Origin of the sequence: Salipiger pallidus (assembly GCF_014643635.1) — a bacterium.
GTDB lineage: Bacteria > Pseudomonadota > Alphaproteobacteria > Rhodobacterales > Rhodobacteraceae > Salipiger > Salipiger pallidus.
Genome location: NZ_BMJV01000005.1, coordinates 341780 through 357992, shown reverse-complemented (window position 1 = coordinate 357992; position 16213 = coordinate 341780). Strand labels below are relative to the sequence as shown.

At 60.7% G+C, this 16213-nt stretch carries 20 protein-coding genes and 1 pseudogene; 17 read left to right on the top strand and 4 right to left on the bottom strand.

Going from position 1 to position 16213, the window contains the following annotated elements; all coding sequences use genetic code 11:
• Position 1: 1 nt before the first annotated feature.
• From IEX41_RS13810 to IEX41_RS13745, 14 genes are all read left to right on the top strand, one after another.
• On the top strand, positions 2-1213 hold the full coding sequence (locus IEX41_RS13810; protein ID WP_188790835.1) for a hypothetical protein: 1212 nt from the start codon (positions 2-4) through the stop codon (positions 1211-1213).
• 12 nt (positions 1214-1225) lie between these two features.
• Complete coding sequence (locus IEX41_RS13805) at positions 1226-1543, top strand: hypothetical protein (protein ID WP_188790834.1); 318 nt, start codon at positions 1226-1228, stop codon at positions 1541-1543.
• Positions 1540-1965 (top strand): DUF4376 domain-containing protein, encoded by a 426-nt coding sequence (locus IEX41_RS13800; RefSeq protein WP_188790833.1) that lies wholly within the window; start codon positions 1540-1542, stop codon positions 1963-1965. The genes IEX41_RS13805 and IEX41_RS13800 overlap by 4 nt, the downstream gene beginning before the upstream one ends.
• A 121-nt stretch (positions 1966-2086) precedes the next feature.
• Positions 2087-2692: a hypothetical protein gene (locus IEX41_RS13795; protein ID WP_188790832.1), complete on the top strand. Its 606-nt coding sequence runs from the start codon at positions 2087-2089 to the stop codon at positions 2690-2692.
• A gap of 62 nt (positions 2693-2754) precedes the next feature.
• Positions 2755-3555 carry a M15 family metallopeptidase gene (locus IEX41_RS13790; protein ID WP_188790831.1) on the top strand — a complete coding sequence of 267 codons (801 nt, stop codon included), beginning with the start codon at positions 2755-2757 and terminating at the stop codon, positions 3553-3555.
• Positions 3552-3842, top strand: coding sequence for a ubiquitination-like system serine protease family protein (locus IEX41_RS13785; protein WP_188790830.1), 291 nt, complete (start codon positions 3552-3554; stop codon positions 3840-3842). Before IEX41_RS13790 ends, IEX41_RS13785 begins: the two co-directional genes overlap by 4 nt.
• 80 nt (positions 3843-3922) lie before the next feature.
• Entirely contained in the window at positions 3923-4144 is a 222-nt protein-coding gene (locus IEX41_RS13780; protein WP_188790829.1) for a hypothetical protein, read from the top strand.
• Between the two features lie 379 nt (positions 4145-4523).
• The gene (locus tag IEX41_RS13775; RefSeq protein ID WP_188790828.1) at positions 4524-4715 is read left to right on the top strand and encodes a hypothetical protein; all 192 of its coding nucleotides are present in this window, start codon (positions 4524-4526) and stop codon (positions 4713-4715) included.
• A 98-nt stretch (positions 4716-4813) separates the two neighbouring features.
• Positions 4814-5110: a hypothetical protein gene (locus IEX41_RS13770; protein ID WP_188790827.1), complete on the top strand. Its 297-nt coding sequence runs from the start codon at positions 4814-4816 to the stop codon at positions 5108-5110.
• Between the two features lie 56 nt (positions 5111-5166).
• Entirely contained in the window at positions 5167-6312 is a 1146-nt protein-coding gene (locus IEX41_RS13765; RefSeq protein ID WP_188790826.1) for a DUF8426 domain-containing protein, read from the top strand.
• A 94-nt stretch (positions 6313-6406) separates the two neighbouring features.
• Positions 6407-6847, top strand: coding sequence for a hypothetical protein (locus IEX41_RS13760; protein WP_188790825.1), 441 nt, complete (start codon positions 6407-6409; stop codon positions 6845-6847).
• Between the two features lie 395 nt (positions 6848-7242).
• Positions 7243-7887: a super-infection exclusion protein B gene (locus IEX41_RS13755; RefSeq protein WP_188790824.1), complete on the top strand. Its 645-nt coding sequence runs from the start codon at positions 7243-7245 to the stop codon at positions 7885-7887.
• Between the two features lie 238 nt (positions 7888-8125).
• Entirely contained in the window at positions 8126-8299 is a 174-nt protein-coding gene (locus IEX41_RS13750; RefSeq protein WP_188790823.1) for a hypothetical protein, read from the top strand.
• Positions 8300-8308: 9 nt separating this feature from the next.
• Positions 8309-8809, top strand: coding sequence for a hypothetical protein (locus IEX41_RS13745; protein WP_188790822.1), 501 nt, complete (start codon positions 8309-8311; stop codon positions 8807-8809).
• A 911-nt stretch (positions 8810-9720) separates the two neighbouring features.
• Here IEX41_RS13745 and IEX41_RS13740 read toward each other — a convergent pair.
• Positions 9721-9999 carry a hypothetical protein gene (locus tag IEX41_RS13740; RefSeq protein ID WP_188790821.1) on the bottom strand — a complete coding sequence of 93 codons (279 nt, stop codon included), beginning with the start codon at positions 9997-9999 and terminating at the stop codon, positions 9721-9723.
• 233 nt (positions 10000-10232) lie between these two features.
• Between IEX41_RS13740 and IEX41_RS13735 the strand changes: the two genes are divergently transcribed.
• Both IEX41_RS13735 and IEX41_RS21905 read left to right on the top strand, forming a co-directional pair.
• The gene (locus IEX41_RS13735; RefSeq protein ID WP_188790820.1) at positions 10233-11663 is read left to right on the top strand and encodes a PRC-barrel domain-containing protein; all 1431 of its coding nucleotides are present in this window, start codon (positions 10233-10235) and stop codon (positions 11661-11663) included.
• Between the two features lie 198 nt (positions 11664-11861).
• A pseudogene (locus IEX41_RS21905) lies at positions 11862-12224 on the top strand (IS3 family transposase); the annotation flags it as partial.
• Positions 12225-12286: 62 nt separating this feature from the next.
• Here IEX41_RS21905 and IEX41_RS21725 read toward each other — a convergent pair.
• On the bottom strand, positions 12287-12421 hold the full coding sequence (locus tag IEX41_RS21725) for a hypothetical protein (RefSeq protein WP_277874179.1): 135 nt from the start codon (positions 12419-12421) through the stop codon (positions 12287-12289).
• 505 nt (positions 12422-12926) lie between these two features.
• Here IEX41_RS21725 and IEX41_RS13730 point away from each other — a divergent pair.
• The gene (locus IEX41_RS13730) at positions 12927-13361 is read left to right on the top strand and encodes a type 2 periplasmic-binding domain-containing protein (protein ID WP_188790819.1); all 435 of its coding nucleotides are present in this window, start codon (positions 12927-12929) and stop codon (positions 13359-13361) included.
• A gap of 136 nt (positions 13362-13497) precedes the next feature.
• On the opposite strand, the gene IEX41_RS13725 is transcribed toward IEX41_RS13730, so the two are convergent.
• Positions 13498-14115, bottom strand: coding sequence for a DUF1989 domain-containing protein (locus IEX41_RS13725; RefSeq protein WP_188790818.1), 618 nt, complete (start codon positions 14113-14115; stop codon positions 13498-13500).
• 7 nt (positions 14116-14122) lie between these two features.
• Positions 14123-16117, bottom strand: a complete 1995-nt coding sequence (locus IEX41_RS13720; RefSeq protein WP_188790817.1) for a CocE/NonD family hydrolase — start codon at positions 16115-16117, stop codon at positions 14123-14125.
• Positions 16118-16213: the final 96 nt, after the last annotated feature.

The following is a 16213-nucleotide window of genomic DNA, read 5'->3' as shown; positions in this document are numbered from 1 at the left end:
AATGGCATGGTATGGCGACGGCACTGTGTCCGTCACGAATGGCAACACGACGGTCAACGGGGTCGGCACCGCTTGGGTGGCGAACGTCACGCCCGGGCAGGCGATCTACATGCCGGACAATCGGCTGTATGAGATCGCGAGTGTGGTCAGCAACACGCAGATCACGCTCACACGGGCCTATCAGGGGTCCACGCAGACCGGGGCGGTCTACGACATCCTGCCCATCGAGGGCTTCCTGCAGGACGCCAGCGATGCGCTCTACGGTGCGATCTCTGAGATGCGCAGCCACAACGAGGGCACGCTGGCTGGGCGCTTCCCGGCAGGGACGAATAACGCACCGTCTGTTCGCGGGGCGTCGGACACCAACACCGGGGTCAACCTGCCTGGCAACGACATGCTGGATCTCGTCACGGGCGGCGCGCGCCGGGGGCGTCTGTCGAGCGCGGGGCTGCAACTCGACGTGCTTCTGAACGGCCTCGCGGTCACGCAGAGCAACGACGACACCACCGCCGGAAGGGTTACGAAGGTGGGGGACTTCGGCCCCGGCGCAGTCAACAACGTGCCGTTCGTGTCGGATCTGGACGCGCAGGATATTCCTGTCGAGTTCTTCCAGTTCACGAACGCGGCGGCTGGCACACTGCCCGTGCCGGGTAGCGCTGGCTACGGCCTGCAGCTTCGGCGTTTCGGCGGAGCCTCTGAACAGGCGGCGCAGCTAGTCTTCAAGGACAACGCGAGCCGCATGTTCTTCCGCGCTGCATTTGGCGGCTCTTACAAGCGGTGGTTCGAGATGTATCATCAGGGGTCCGTTCTCGGCACGGTCAGCCAGTCTGACGGCGTGCCGACCGGGGCGCTTATTGAGCGCGGTAGCAATGCCAACGGAAGCTACCGGAAGTACGCCGATGGATCGATGGAGTGCTGGGGTATTGTAGACCTCGCATACGTCAATAGTGGGCAGGTTGGGGTTCTCCAAAATTTCCCGGCCCCTTTCCCCGCTTCTTTCGCTGCTGACAGAAAACCCAACCTGGAAGGCACCGTCTGCGTTTCGGAGTCTTCTTACACGCCCACACACTTCGACATTGGGCCTGTGACGACCGCGAACCTCGCAACCGGATCGGCGCAGATCGTAGTCAGGACCGTCGCCGGAGCATCGGCTGGGTTCGCGTCCGGCGACCTTGTGCGTGTTTATTGGAAAGCCAAAGGGTTCTGGTTCTAAAGGAGCAACCACATGAAAATCATCCTCTCCCCCATCCGCCTCGACACGCAGCTTGAGCTATCCAAGAGCGGCGACACCCTGACCATCAACGGCGAGGTGTTCGACTTCATCGACGTGCCTGCCGGGGCCACGCTGCCCCGCGCCGCGATCACCTGCGACTGGATTGCAGGCGACGTGACCCGCGACGAGGCTGGCGTGCTGACGGTGCCGGTCGTCCTGCCGCACGGGGCCGACGCCCCCGAAGAAACCCGTTTCCCCGAGCCGCTGGTCGACGTGGCCGACGGCCCGGTCGAGCTTCCGCCCTACAACGCCGAGGAGGTCGCGGCATGAGCAACATCGACATGAGCCTGGTCATCACCGCTGAGGACAAAGCGGCCGAGGCGCGTGCCGCGAAGCTCGCGCAGATCACCGTCGAGCGCGACCGTCGCATCAGCGGCGGCTTCACCTTCGAGGGCGTGGAGTACCAGACACGCCCTGAAGACCTCGAGAACATGGCGGGCGCCGCCACCAGTGCGCTCGAGGCCATCGTCAACGGCGCGCTGCCGGGCGACCTTCGGTGGGATGATCCGAACGTAGACTTCGCGTGGATCGCCGCGGACAACAGTCTGACGCCGATGGACGCGCAGACCACTCTCGCTATGGGAAAGGCTGCGAAGCGGCACAAACAGCTCCACATTTTCACAGCCCGACAGATGAAAAACTTGGCCGTGCTGCCCGACGACTTCACCGACGACGCGCACTGGCCTGCATGAGCGTCTACACAGAGCTGACCGGCTAGCACAGGCCGGTCGGCGGCATCCGCTGACCACCGCCCGCTTCGCGCGGGCTTTTTTATGACCTCGGACCATCGGAGGCCGAATGGGAGACAGAAGTATGACCGGTGACGAGTTCCCGCGCACCTGGAAAGGCCGGCTGATCGAGGCAGGCAAGATCATGGGGGCCATAGCCGCCATCTTCGGCGGCTGCAGCCTGATCTGGGGCATGACCTTCGGACCGCTGCGCGAGATCTACACCATGGCCTCAGGCTTCGTGGAGGACTTCCGCCGGCTCGAGGCGACGGTGCAGCAGCTGCAGCTCGACGTGGCGCGGGCCAATGGCGAGGACCGGGTGATCCGCCAGCCTGAAGGGCTCAGCTACATCCAAGAGCCGGTGACGCAGGGCGACGACGTGGTGATGATCTTGGTCATCGCTCGGACCCGGCTCGGGGAGGGGTGCCGCCTCATCGACTGGGTGCCGATCTTCACCGATGAGCTCAACATCCCGACGCCGGGCGAGCGGTCCCGCAAGGGCCCGGTGAGCCGCCAGATCGACACCAACACCCAGCGCCTGCGGGTCGAGATGGTCCCGCCGGATGTGCTTCGGCCTGGGCGGGTAGTGGTCTACCTGACGCTGACCTATCGCTGTCCCGGTGCGGAGGGCGAGACCACGCTCGAGGACCGCACCGACAGCCTGTCCTACCGGCTTCTGCCGGGCACCTGACCCACCCGACGTCGCAATCCACCACGCCCCGCCTGCGGGGCCTTTTCGCATGGGAGATCATCATGAACACGAGCGACGTGCAGACGCTTCTGGCTGAGCTGCGCTACTACTCCGGGGCCATCGACGGCATCGACGGCCCGAAGACCCTCGCGGGGGTCGAGATCACCGAGCGCAACGCCGACGCCTCAAGCGCGGGCTGGGCCCGCCGCCGGCGGCTGGTCGCGGCCGGCCAGCGGGTGCTCAATGGCATGGGCTTCGATGCCGGGGCGGTGGACGGCTGGGCCGGGCACAACACCAACGAGGCGCTGATCGCCTACCGCAGCCACCGCGCCGGCACGCCGTCTCAGGTCGACCGTGCCCCGATCACCGATAAAGTGTGGCCGGATGATATCCCGCGCCAAGGGGACTGCGCCGCCTATTACGGCACGCCCGGCGCCGACGTGCAGAGCCAGCTTTCGCAGATCAGCCTGTCCTTCCCGCTGCGCATCGACTGGAACCTCGACCAGACCGTGACCCGGATCAGCGTGCACCAGCGCGCGGCGCCGCAGCTTCGGGCGGCGCTCGAGGCGGTGCATGAGCACTACGGCCTCGCCCGCATGCAGGCGCTCGGGATTGACCGCTTCGCCGGGTGCTACAACCACCGGCGGATGCGCGGCGGTTCGAAATGGTCGATGCACGCCTACGGCTGCGCGATCGACTTCTATGCCGCGCCGAACGCGCTGCGCATGGGCTGCCCGGAGGCGCTGTTCTGCGGCCCCGAGTACCAGGACTTCCTCGACATCATGGAGGCCCACCAGTGGCTCCCGGCGATCCGGCTCTGGGGTGGCGATGCCATGCACTTCCAGCGGGCAACGCTGGGATGACCCGGGCCGTCCACTACCGCGACCGCAACGCCTTCTTCGGCGATCAGACGCCCGGCTCGTTCTGGGTCGCAGATCCTGACGAAGACGGCACGCAGGTCTGGCTGCACTTCTGCCCTTGCGGCTGCGGCACCAAGCAGCGTCTCAAGATCGGCAACGGCTTCAAGCCCAAGGCCGGCCCGAGCTGGTGCTGGAACGGCAGCACGTCCGCGCCTGAGCTGTCGCCCTCGATCAACTGGCAGGGCCACTGGCATGGCTGGCTGCAGGGCGGCGAATGGCGCGCCTGCTGATCGCCGCATTCCCCAACGACTGGCGCCTCGCGCTGGTCTTCCCCGCGGCCGCGTGCCGCTTTTCCTGAAAGGACTTCATCATGACCGGACAAATCGCCCTGCTGCTGCGGGTATTCATCCTGCTGCCCCTTGCGGGCCTCACCGCGGCGCTGCCCTTCGTGGCCTATGACAAGGCGGCCGGCCTCGTCACCATCGACATCAACACCGCGTCCACCGTTCTGGCGGTCCTCCTCTACGGCCTGTTCAGCGGCGGCACCTTTGCCTGGTCGCGCTGGGTGAAAAGGCTGGGGGGACGCACCTGAAGTACCAATCTGCGTTGCGTGTATGCAATCCGAGGTTCTCAGGTGGTCAACGCTAAACCCTGCTTGAAACCGTTGCTTCGATAACGAGCCTGTGTACTCTGGGTTGTGTGGCATCCCCAATGTCACCTTCCTGATCACGTTGCGATGCTTGATCAGTAAGGCCGCAAAGCTCGGCGGAGCTTTGCGGCATTCCCTCATGAGGCGCATTAGCAGATGCGCGAGGCCAATCATCAGGCGAAAGTGGCGGGCCTTCTAAGTGAGGGCCCGCCGCCCTATGCTGAAGGCGGCGACATCACCGACCTGCTGGAGACGGTGGCCGCAGAGTAGAACGCCGCTAATGTCCGCAAGTCGCGGAACAGATCAAACTGAGGAGAGGCATATGGCCGACAGATACTATCTTCCAGCCACCCAAGTGCTGGAGCTTTCTGCAATCTTGGAAGACGCAGAGGAAAAGGCGCCTGACCTGGTGGCAGAGGTGCGCCGCTTGGTCTTTGCCACGCCGATCCCAGACGATGCTGCAGATGAGGTTGAACGGCAGCTCGACAATGCTGAAACGGGGTTGTCCATCTAAAGAGCGAGGCCGCGGCGCGGATCGGGGTTTCAGTGCCGGCGTGATCTGAAGCTGCGGCGGGCCTTCCCACTGGGGGCCCGCCGCCCTATGTCCGCCCCATGTGGACCCGCAAGCGCACCATCATCGCAGGCAAGGACGACGGGGATCTCGACTGGATCGTGCTGTACCAGGGCGAGGTGGTCGGACGGGTCTACGCTACCAAGATCAGTGACCCCGACCGAGCTTGGCAGTGGTTTGCGCAGGTGCAGCCTGTAGGGCAGGGGTTCGCGACAACGCTCGAGGATGCGCTGGAGCGGCTCAGGGCGCACTATGAGGGGGGAGGTGGTTCCTTGATCACACAATCTTCGAGTGTTCACAGTCCACGTTGCCATATCTATAAGCTGTCATCTGCTTGAATGATCGCGTAAAGCGGTACACTGATCGCTTGACAACGTAAAATGGGGAAGTTTGGGTGACGCCGCTAATTGATATTCAGGCTCGTGTTTTTGGTGAAGATGACAGCGCTTATCGCGTCTTCCCTGGTGGATCCTACCGTCACTACGAAGCCATGCACGAGCATGGGCTGGTGTTCCTAGACTTCCCTGCGATACCGTTTCCAGCGACAGACGGCTTCAAAGAAACTGACGATATCAGGGAGGCGATTGTACGCGCCGAACTTTACGCCTCTGTGGTGTACCGAAACTCGGATAACGTTCCCGAGCTGATGGCTGAGATCTCTAGCCGAGATCTAACTAAGACGCGATGGTCGAAGCGTCGTAAGCTGGCATTATCACAGCTGAATGGGCTGTATAACGAGATGAAGATCGGTGATCTCGTTGTAGTGCCTGCACCATTGAACAGCTTCACTAAAGAGGAGGCGCCTCGTACCTTGGTCGGCGAGGTGGTGAGCGATGTTGAGCGTTGGACGGAGCCTACCGAGAAATATCAAAAAGCTGCACTACTCGTTCGCCGTGTTAAGTGGTTGAGTGAAGTTGACGAGCGTGATCTGGATGTCAGAACACTGCGGGCTCTCCGGACACAGAATGCCCTAGTTAGGCTTCCAGCAGACAGCCTCAGACCGGTTTTGGGCGCAGCTTACCAGAACGTTATCATAGACGGTGAGTTTCTCGCTCGATTTACTACTGCCGGTGAAGATTTTACTGCTCGTGAATCCTATCACTTTCAAGCATTTGTCCTCGCAATCGTGGAGGCGTTCCGCGCGAAGGGAGATGCAGAGGCAGCTGAACTTGCAGAATCGATCTATGCGATTGCCGCGTCCGTTAGGCGCGGTGAGGCCACGGTCCCTGAGCAAGAGTTCAGTATTCACTCGCCTGGGTACACGACCCTTCGAGGAAAAAGCGTTGTTTTCGTGATTGCTTCGTTGTTCTCTCTTGCGCTTTCAGCGCATGCTGAGCCGTTCGATGAAACTGGCGCTGCGAGAGTTGGGCTAGAAAATTCGGCTAGCAAGCGCTATGATCCTTGCGCGCCTGAAGGTCTGGCAGACGAGGTCGTGAAGACTTTGGATGCTCTTGGGATGCACCGCTGGAAGGAGGCTTGCTCGGCCGCCACCGCTGCAAGTGAAGATGAAGGTTTCGCGCCTAAGGCGTCCGTGAAATAATTTTGGGTTCGCTATGTTGTCTGGCTTAAAACGATGGCTCGCAGCCGAATCGACACCTCGAGGTTGGCTCCTTGCAGGAGCCATTGCTCTTTTCTTGGCGACCTCTGCTTTCAACATCTTCTTGCAATCTAGAGACCACCGGCATGCCGGTGATTTGGCGAGGACAGAGCTTCTCAAGGAGCGTAGTCAAGAGGTTCGCAATGCAGCCTACGACTTCCAGACGTTTGCCGCCGCATACGTCTCTGCAGTCATCGAAGATGAAGATGGTGTGCACGAGGCGCGTCGACGATTGATGGACAACGTGTTGAGCCAGCACTCTACAGTTGAGATGGCACAGGGAGTGTTTTCCAAAGATGTCGTCAGTGCTGCTGCCGGCTATAAGTCTGCGCTTTTAGAATTTAGCACCGCTTTGGCTGACGCAAATACCATTTTGGAGATGCGGCCATTTTGGGAGGCCGCGTCGGATGTGCTTGTCGAGCGCCAGAAGCTCATGGACGCGATTGACAGTGAGCTGGGACGGATAGGGGGTGTTTAATCGTAGTGCTTCAGTGCCGAATCTCTTTCAAGCAGCATTGACAGTGCGAGCTGATGCTTTCTCTTTTGGAAGTACTTGACGATTTCCGACACCTGTTCGATCACCACTTAAATTTCAAGGTCTGATTAACCAGATACGATACTGAGACTAGAACCTTTGGCGACAGCTGGACTCTTTTGGCTGGCCACGCGTACACTCTCCATGCTGTAACTTTTTTCAGAGAGGCATATTGGTCATAATAGAATGCCACTCTTCAGTTGGTGATGCCGCGCAAATGTTAGCCCTTGGTCGAGCTGAGGGCCTTAAAATGGTACAGTTCGTTTTTCATATTTAGATAAAAAATCAATAGAATAGTATCTGATTGTTGTCATCAGTGCTCATTAAGGTGGTGGCTATTGACGCAACTTCTCAAAAACATACTTGACATCATTCGGTCAGATATGCGGATTTTGGCGATCTTGGCTGTTGCTACAGGTGCTGCAGCTCTTGCTTTGTGGTCTTCTCCTGACAGCTTCGCTAGCTTGCCTGAGTGGGTACAGCCGGCAACTCTTCTCGCGTTTATATTTGCGATCAGCGCGTTCTTAATTGGTTTTATTTGGGCGATTGTGCCGATGCTTTGGCGCAGGTACGTGCTTTCTTGGAGAAAGCGTCGAAATGGAGATAAGCGACTACGTGATGTGAGGCAAAACCTTCTCTCGTTGAGCTTGACTGAGCTAGCGTTAGTATCTCATGCTGTTGCAAAGTATGATCGCGCTTTGATTTTGAATGAAGATGCTCCTGTAGCTCTTAGTTTGATGCAAAGGAATATTATTCGGAAAAACAGGTCAGCTCACCTGAAATTGTCATATGTGCCAAACTTTGAAATAACTGAAGATGCATGGTTGATTATTATGTCAACGGAGGAATTTCTCTTAAGTAAACCTGAGGAGATAATTCGCTTAATGAACTTTCGTTCCAGATTGGAAGATCTCGTTGAATTTTTGCCCCAAGCCCATCCAGCTGTCGTATCACTACGCTTAGCAGAGAACGTAAGTCAGTAGGCGGTGACGTTGGGCGGATAGGAAGCGAGATTGGAAACTCTTAAGGATTTAGGCAATTGCTACTCCGTGGCGGCGCGCAGGGATATCGACGGATTGGAATTTAGGGCTTCCTGCTCAGAGGTTAGCGGTGAGCACCTAATAACTCGTTCTGGTTTCAGTTTCAGAACACAACTTGCAGCCATAGACTGGCTTGAGCCTCAGGTGCCCCAGCTGAATGTGTCCATCTGAGGAGCGCACGATGCACAGAATTGATCTGCTGCCTGAAGACCCCGACGCAGAGGCGGCGCGCCTCGCACAGGAGCGGTTCGGCGATATGCTGGTGCGCGCGACCGCGCTTCCCCCGAAGCTGGTTGTCGAGAGCACGCCCTCGGCGGCATGGCCTGATCGGGCCCGCCGCTTTGGGTCGAGATAGGAGCGCTGCATGGTTGATTTAGGGACACTGCAGGAATTCCAGACTTCAATTGTTGGGATCATTGGCTTCACCGGGGTAATCTTATCCCAACTGCTAAACGGCTGGTTGGCGCGGCGCCGCGAAATATCTTCTGAGATCAGAAGGCGTGCCGCAATTATGGCGGCATTGAAGGCGGAACTATCGATTTTCCGAGATGCATTTGCGCGTCCAGACGCGGACCAACTGCCACAAGAGGGCGGTATTTGTATAGTCCATGTTCTAGAGCGGAGTGCCACCCCAGATTTAATGCGTGATCTTGGACTTCTGAGTGATAACATTCTCGATAGGGTGCTCTACGCACTTCTGACGATCGATGCGGTTAGACCGAACGCATCGCTGTATGCGTCTGAGGTTTCGGATACGCATTTAACCTTCGATCGGAACACGTGGCCGATCTACGCAAAGATCGTGAACAATGTGGCAAAACAGCTGGATGAGGTCATCGAGCTTCTGGATCGAGAGCGGTGCTGATGAAGTGCTGACAGGGTAGGGCGCGCGGACAAGATGGCGTTTGGATCGCGGATCTTCTGAAGACAAGCAATTCGGTGGAGCCGTGATCTGCAGAGCCGAAGTCTAGATAAGTAGGGATTTGCGCTCTACTTGTAGATGCTTGGATCTGTTTCCCAGATTCACGGTACGTTTTGGGTTTGTCCGCCGTGTTCCTCAATCGCCTTGGGAAACGGTTTTGTATTAGCATCATGGGCTTAAGGCGCTAAAAACCTCGTTTACACCGAAGATGTCGGGAGTTCGAGTCTCTCATCACCCACCATTCTATTGCATTGAAATCGCGCAAGTACCTGATGAATAGGAACATGCGCCGCCTCGACCGGTACTTAGAGGTGGTGCACGATGAGATGCACAATGCCCCAGCCTGTTCTGATCGGATCGACCTACTACCTGCGCGTCCATGTCCCTCGCGACGTGGTGGACCTTGCGGAGGGTACGGGAGCGTGTCGCCGAGATGGACGAGGCGGCAAGAGCTGGCCGTAGCCATCCATTGGCGGTACCGACAGCGGAAATCGGTGCTGCGGACACTGAGAGCCGCTTCGGAGGACTGGCAGATGCTGCGCTTGCAAGGCGTGGCCTTCTCGTCGATGCAGGATCGCGGAGCAAGCTGCTAGAGCGGGTCGCTGTCGCCATGGAAAACGTCACGCGCGCAAACGGAGCAAGGGCCAGCGGCGACTACTCGTAGAGCGGCACGGCGGACAAGCACCCTGCCTACTCTCCGAAAAAACAGGCGCAGGTGCAGCCCGTTGGTTAGGGCAGCCGCCCGCCGTGGTCTACTTCAACAAGATCGAAACTGACCGGCAGGGCCATAGATTGGCTTAAACTATCTCGGAATCTGTCCACGAGATGGAGAGTAGCTTTTGGACGCTGACAACCTAGAGCGCAATCAGGTTGCATCCGCGCAGCTTGCTCTCGATGGCCAGCTTGAAAAGTGCCTGATCGTGGTAGCGTTTGGCGATTTCAGGACGGCGGCGTCGTCCGCTCGGTAGAGCTTGACGTGCCAGTTCATGCGGCATGGTGCTGGCGATGGCCAGTTCAACGTAGCCGCGCCGCAGCTTTGAGCGCATGTTCTGAGGGTGCCGTTCACCTTGGTAGACACGATTGGCGGCGATCTGATCTTTGCTGCAGCCGCCAGAAAGGTCCGTGGCGCGCAAGAAGTGGTCCTGGCGACTACGAAACATGGGTCTTCCTGCCGTCGAGACAGTGCAGCTGATCGCACTGTCAGCACCGCTATCAGCATCAAGTTACTGGTCAAAACAGGTGCCCGCTCAAGGCCGCGCCAAAATCATGACGTTTCAGCGAGGAACTCATCACGACCCGCAGTGTTCTCTTCTCAGGCAGCCACCAACTGGGTGGTTATAATCTAGGCAAAATTGGAACGATATTTATGAAGACTGCCACTCGCACTCTTATGCTGAGCACCGCGCTTACCTTCCCGCTTGCAGGCTTTGTTTCTGCTCAAACTCTGCAAGGTATGTCGGACGAAGACCTTCGCGGCAAAAGCGCTGAGTGCCAGGCGCTCGTGGAGGCGGTTCAATCCGACGATCTTCCGGCCATGATCCCGGTGTCCGATGTCATGACCGCCGTTGACAACGACAACTCCGAAGAATGTGCAATGATCTCGGACACGCTCGCCGAGAACGCAGAGCAGACCGTAACCGACGAAGACACCGCAACCGAGGAAGACACCGCCACCGCCGAGACCGAAGAGAGCGAGACGGTTTCCGAAGAGGTGAACCTTTCGGAAAGCGCGACCATCGAAGGTCAGGCGCGTGTCGTTGTCCCCGATCCTGATGTCGACGTTCAGGTTCCCGCGCCCAATGTCACCGTGATGAAGCAACTGCCGCGCGTCACCGTGAACGAAAGCCCGCTCGACATCCAGATCGCTCAGAAGCAGCCGAACATTGAAGTCGAGATCCCCGAGATCGTCGTGCGCGTCGATATCCCGGCCCCCGACGTCTATATCCTCAGCTCGGATCCCGACGTGCAGATCTCGACCGACGATCCCCAGGTTCAGGTCGAGCAGGGCGAGCCCACGATCTCGGTGGCTCAGGCCGATCCGGAACTCGACGTCGATCTCGGTGTAGATGCAGGTGAAACTGCGGACGAGACCGCAACGAGTGACGCCGACACCAACGACACCCAGAGCGTCGAAGGTGATACCGAGGTTGCCAGCTCCGAGCCGCAGGTCGACATCCAGCAGGCGGAAGGCGAGGCCGAGGTCAACATCGAAGGTGGCGACGCGTCGGTGGCTTATGAAAAAGCCGAGCCCCGTATCTCGGTCGTGATGGCCAACCAACCCACCGTTGATGTCCGTCAGGGTGGTGAAGCCAACGTGGTCATCGAGACCGCGGAAGAGCGCGAACAGCGTCTCTCGGCCCAGAGCGAAGATCAGGCACAGGCCGACGAAGCTCAGGCACAGCCGAGCGCTGGAGAAGAGGCTGATCAAGCCGACATGCAACAGGCAGAAGGTTCCGACCCAGCCGCGATGGAAGAGGCTGGCAGCGCCAACACCATGTCCATCACTGTCGGTGAACTGATGAGCAAGGACGTCCTGACCTCGGACGGTGAGAACCTTGGTCGCCCTGCAGGTATCGTCGATGACAATGGTTCGGCCGTACTGGTGCTGAGCAGCGGTGGCTTCCTTGGTCTCGGCACGAAGGAAGTGCCCGTGCCAATGGAGCGTGTCACGATCGAGAACGATGCACTCATCGTGGAAACCATGAGCGAACAGGAAGTCGAAGACGCATCCGGCTTTGACTTCGACGCTTCGCAGCAGCTTTCCGAAGACGAGACCATCGAAGTGTCGGGCTCCTAAGCCAAACTCATCTTCCAGAAAATGGGCCTCCTCACCAGGTACGGTGGGGAGGCCTTTTCATGTCATCACACTCATTCCAGACAGCGCGGTCGTGCCGACCTGCAATCTAGAAATGTTCACTTTTTAAGGTCGGCCAGTTCTTCGGATACCCAGCATCCGGTTCAGGACAGAATAGACCAGCCAGCGCCCGGCAGTGCATTGCCGAGCAAAATCACGAGAGGGGGCATCCCGAAGGAACAGGAGGCCGGGCTGGGCGCGAAGAAGCTGCGGCATCAGCTGCGCGATCCTCTACAAGTGGCGCTCGAGACATGGCGGCATGCAGGTGTCGGACACACGTCGGCTGCAGGTGCAAGAGGCTGAGAACTTGAAGCGGAGAAAATTTCCGGTGGAGCAGTTGCTCGATGACGCCGATGCTGAAGGGAATTTTGGGAAAAACTGCTGTGGCCCGGTTCGAGGCGGCGTGCTGTGGACTGGGGTATGTAGGAGAAGAGCTATTTGCAGCGGCGGACCTGTGCGCTGGCCGGGATCATCCCGCGTGTGTATCAGCGGCACCCGATGAGGCCGGAGAGCTGATAATTGCCTGAGCGGCTGCGGTTGCTGTCGGGCGAGAGGCGGAGGTTCGTCTAGCTCGACAGGGCGTCCGCGGTGCTCAGGGCCATGGCAATCTGCATCATCGCCGCCGCGCCCACTTCGACCGCCATGAGCACCCGGTTCAGGGCGTGAAAGACCGACGAGCCCCGGGCGCTTATCTCTGTCATGTTCTTTGCTTCCGGCGGGGTCTGCCGGTGGGTGCCGGGGATGCTGCCTCAGATTCGGCTCTGCCGCCGGTCAGGGACGGGCGCCGCAGCGGATCTGCCGTGATGTGCAAGCATCGCCCGGCTCGATCTTGACTGCGACGGTCGGATCAATGCGCCTGCGCCCGATGTCGGCCAGAGGACCGGCCTAGCTGCCCGGCCCGTGCCCGGCGAGGCTGTGAGCGAGGCCTCCAACACCGTAGCATCCTTCCGGCATCGTACCCCACCCGGGGTTGGGGCCTTGATACGGCAGGCCGCTGGGGCGGGGCGGCCGCGCTTCATCACACCTCCCTTCGCGACGGGAAAGGGGAATGCATGGTGGATTCAACGGAAGGAGTTTTGGGAAACCGACCGGAGCAATCCAACGATCTGTGCCACCGCTGCGCTGGCCGCAACCGCCGAGACGCTGCTCATTGGGAAAATCCTTCCGCCGGCGCATTTCGTGTCGGTGCAGGGGGGCACAAGGCTGATGTCCTGCATCACTGACGGGGCATGGGATGGCATCGACTTTAACTTTTCCCGCTCGGGCCAGCTTGTGAAGCGGGACGAGAGAGTGACCCACATGACCGCCAACGCCAGGTTCGGCACCTCGAGGTCATGGGTTGGCGCGAGCCAGGAGGGATCAGACGGGCTGCCCGCAGAGGTGCAGACCGTGGTCAACCAGTGCCGCGAGATCACCGAACTCGAGTTTGCGTCCTGGGTTAATGAGAACGAGGCAATTCTGCGCGTGGAATACGCCTTGCAGGGGGGCGAGATCTATGAACTTGGCTTCGAAAGGCTCGAAGTCTTCTCGCAGGCGATGATGCCGGTCGCACGCAACTTCGTATCTCGTCTCAAGGATTTCGGCCTTTCCGGCGAGGGGGGCGCTGGACGACGTCAAGCCAGCTCTCTCGGCGTGCGATAGCTGAGACAAGTGGGGTAACGGGGCGCAATCGGCCCGTTACCTCGACTTGTCACTAGCTAGCAGCGGCTTTGTATCTGCGTCTGCGCGGGCCTGAAGTCTCCGGGCCCAAGCAGAGGCGATCATGCCGGGCGAGTCTTTACCCGGCGCGGGTGATGCGCAGATCCACGCTGCGCGGCACACCGTCGCTGCCGTTGATCACGATGAGATCCTGGGGGCAGGCCGAGACTGCAAAGAGGCAGTCCATCTCGGCTCTGAGGCGCACGTATTGTCCCGGCTCGGTGCGGCTGGGATTGTCCTCAAGCACATCGTTGTCCTTGATCACCGTCTCCATGAAGAGGTTCCAGGGCGTCGGGATGCGCGGAGGTTCGCAGTCGATCAACGCGAAGGCCGCGCGCAGGTTGTCGGCGCAGTTGTCGTGATGGCCCTCGTGTCCGTAGAAGATACCGTAGCTCGGCGCGCAACAGGCCGGGCAAAGCGTGTCGTGCACCCCCGGAGACGTGTCCTCGACGAAGGTGAGGATGGTGCGCCAGCTGTCGGTGCACAGCGCATCCCCGGGCTGGAAGGTCATGCGGTAATGCAAAATGCGGCTGTGCTCCATGGACATGTATTCGTCCGGCGCATCCAGCGGGAAGGCCCAGGTGTCCACCACCTGCCCGCCGTGAGTGTTGATCACGTCCACCATGTCCCCCTTGCGCAGGGGGACCATGCGGGCCTCGCGGGCGGGGACGTGGACGGTTTCGGGTATGTCGGTCATGGGGCTCTCAATAGTCGAAGTCATGGGTCCAGTCGCGGGCAAAGACCTGCACGTCACCCTCGTGCGCGGTGGCGGTCGAGCGCAGTCGCAGCTTGCCTTCGTGCCAGCACACCTGCGTGTCGGTGGCGATGCGCACCTGCCAGCCGTCCCTCGCATAGGTTTCGGTGAACTGGAACCCGGCGCGCGCAGAGCGTGCGTCGCGGGGCGCGATAGCATAGTCGTGGCTGCCGTGTTTCGTGATGGCCAGCCCGTCGATGGTGGTGGTGGCAGGCGGGTTCACCGAAACCAGTGCGACCTCTCCGGTGGCCTGGTCCCAGGTCACATCGCGGGCGACCGGGCCTGTCTCGAGGTGGGTGGAGGGCACCGGGAGCGCATGCAGGGCCTCTTCGAAGGGCGGCAGATCCTGAACCGCGCTCTCGGGCAGGCCCGGCAGGTCGAGCCGCAGGCTCGAGGGGTGCAGCCGGATGGCGTTGTCCGCGCCCTCGGGCCAGACCATGGGCCAGTAGCTGGTGGACAGCGCAAGCCGCAGGCGGCTGCCGGGGGCGAAGGTGTGGGCAACGCTCTTGACCGGAAGGGTCACGTCGAACGCCTGGCCGGGGGCGACGTCCTCGGGGCGGGTCAGGCGGTGCAGCGCGTGGGTGATGCGTGCGACGGTGCCGTTCGGGCGCACCTCATTGAGGCGGATCGACACCAGCGCGCGGGGGCCGTCAAAGGCCACGCGCAGGCTCAGGTCCGCGTTGCCTGCAAGGTGCAGCGGCGCATCCAGCCGGGCCGTGTTGAAGCACAGCGACTGCCCGTCATCAAGTGCCGCGTCACTGGCGAACTCCGGCCCGTTGCCACCCCCGTCCAGCGGGCACCATTCGCCGCCCGCAGCGCCCACGGTCAGGGGGCTGTCAAGCAGCAGCTCGGGCTGGCCGGGCATCGCGCTGGCGCGCAAGGCGAGGTCGTCGGCGTAAAGCGTGGTCATCGGTGCCTCGGGGGGGCAGCCGGGGACGCCGATCCAGCCGCCGCCGATCTGCGGATCGCAGGCATCGGGCACCGGGTCCTTGCCCACCCAGAGCCGCAGCATCGGCTCGTCCATGATGCCGGTGTCCTCGCCGAGCAGCCAGTGGCGCCACCAGCGCATGCATTCCTGCAAGAACCCCACTTGGGGGCCGGGCTGACCCCAGGTGGGATACATGTGGGTCCATGGACCGATCAGCGCCTTGCGAGGGCCGGGAAGGTGTTTCATCAGCCGCAGGATCGGGTCGGTGTAGCCGTCGACCCAGCCGCCCACGGCATAGACCGCGCAATCGATGTCGGCGTAGTTTTCGCAGACCGATCCGTGCTGCCAGAAGGCATCGCGCTCCATGTGCTCCATCCAGCCCGCCAGTGGCGGCTCGAGCGCTTCGAGCCGGGTCATCCACATGTCGCGCCAGCGATCCCCCACGTGGGTGGGATCGGGCGGGCGGCCAAGCTGGGTGAAAAGGCCCGCGCCCCATTGCATGCCGTCGATGAGCAGTCCGCCGCCCATGAAGTGAACGTCATCGCGGTAGCGGTCGTCGGTGGAGCAGGCTGTGACGATGGCCTTCAGCGCCGGTGGCCGGCGGGCGGCGATCTGCAGTCCGGCAAAGCCGCCCCAGGAGATGCCGATCATGCCCACGTTGCCATTGCACCAGTGCTGACGTGACAGCCAGTCGATGACCTCGAGCGCGTCGTCCTGTTCCTGCTTCAGGTATTCGTCATGCAGCAGTCCCCCCGAATTGCCCGACCCGCGGATGTCCACGCGGCAGGCGGCGATGCCGCTTTCAGCGAAATAGCCGTGCATCATGCTGTCCGCCAGGGCGGTGCCATCTGACTGACGATAAGGGATCCATTCAAGTACCACGGGAACGCTGTCTGCCGACGGCGTCTCGGGCAGCCAGAGTCTGGCCGTCAGTTCGGTCCCGTCGGACAGGGGGACGACGATCTGCTGAAATGGCGCAGGCTGGTCTCTGGTGGTGGCGACGGAGAAGTTTTGCATGAAGTAAAGGTCCGGTCAGTCAGGGGCGCCCGCCCGGAACGGACCGGGCGGGCGTGTTGTGCGTGATGTATCCCGGGCTGAACGGGTCGGGCAGCC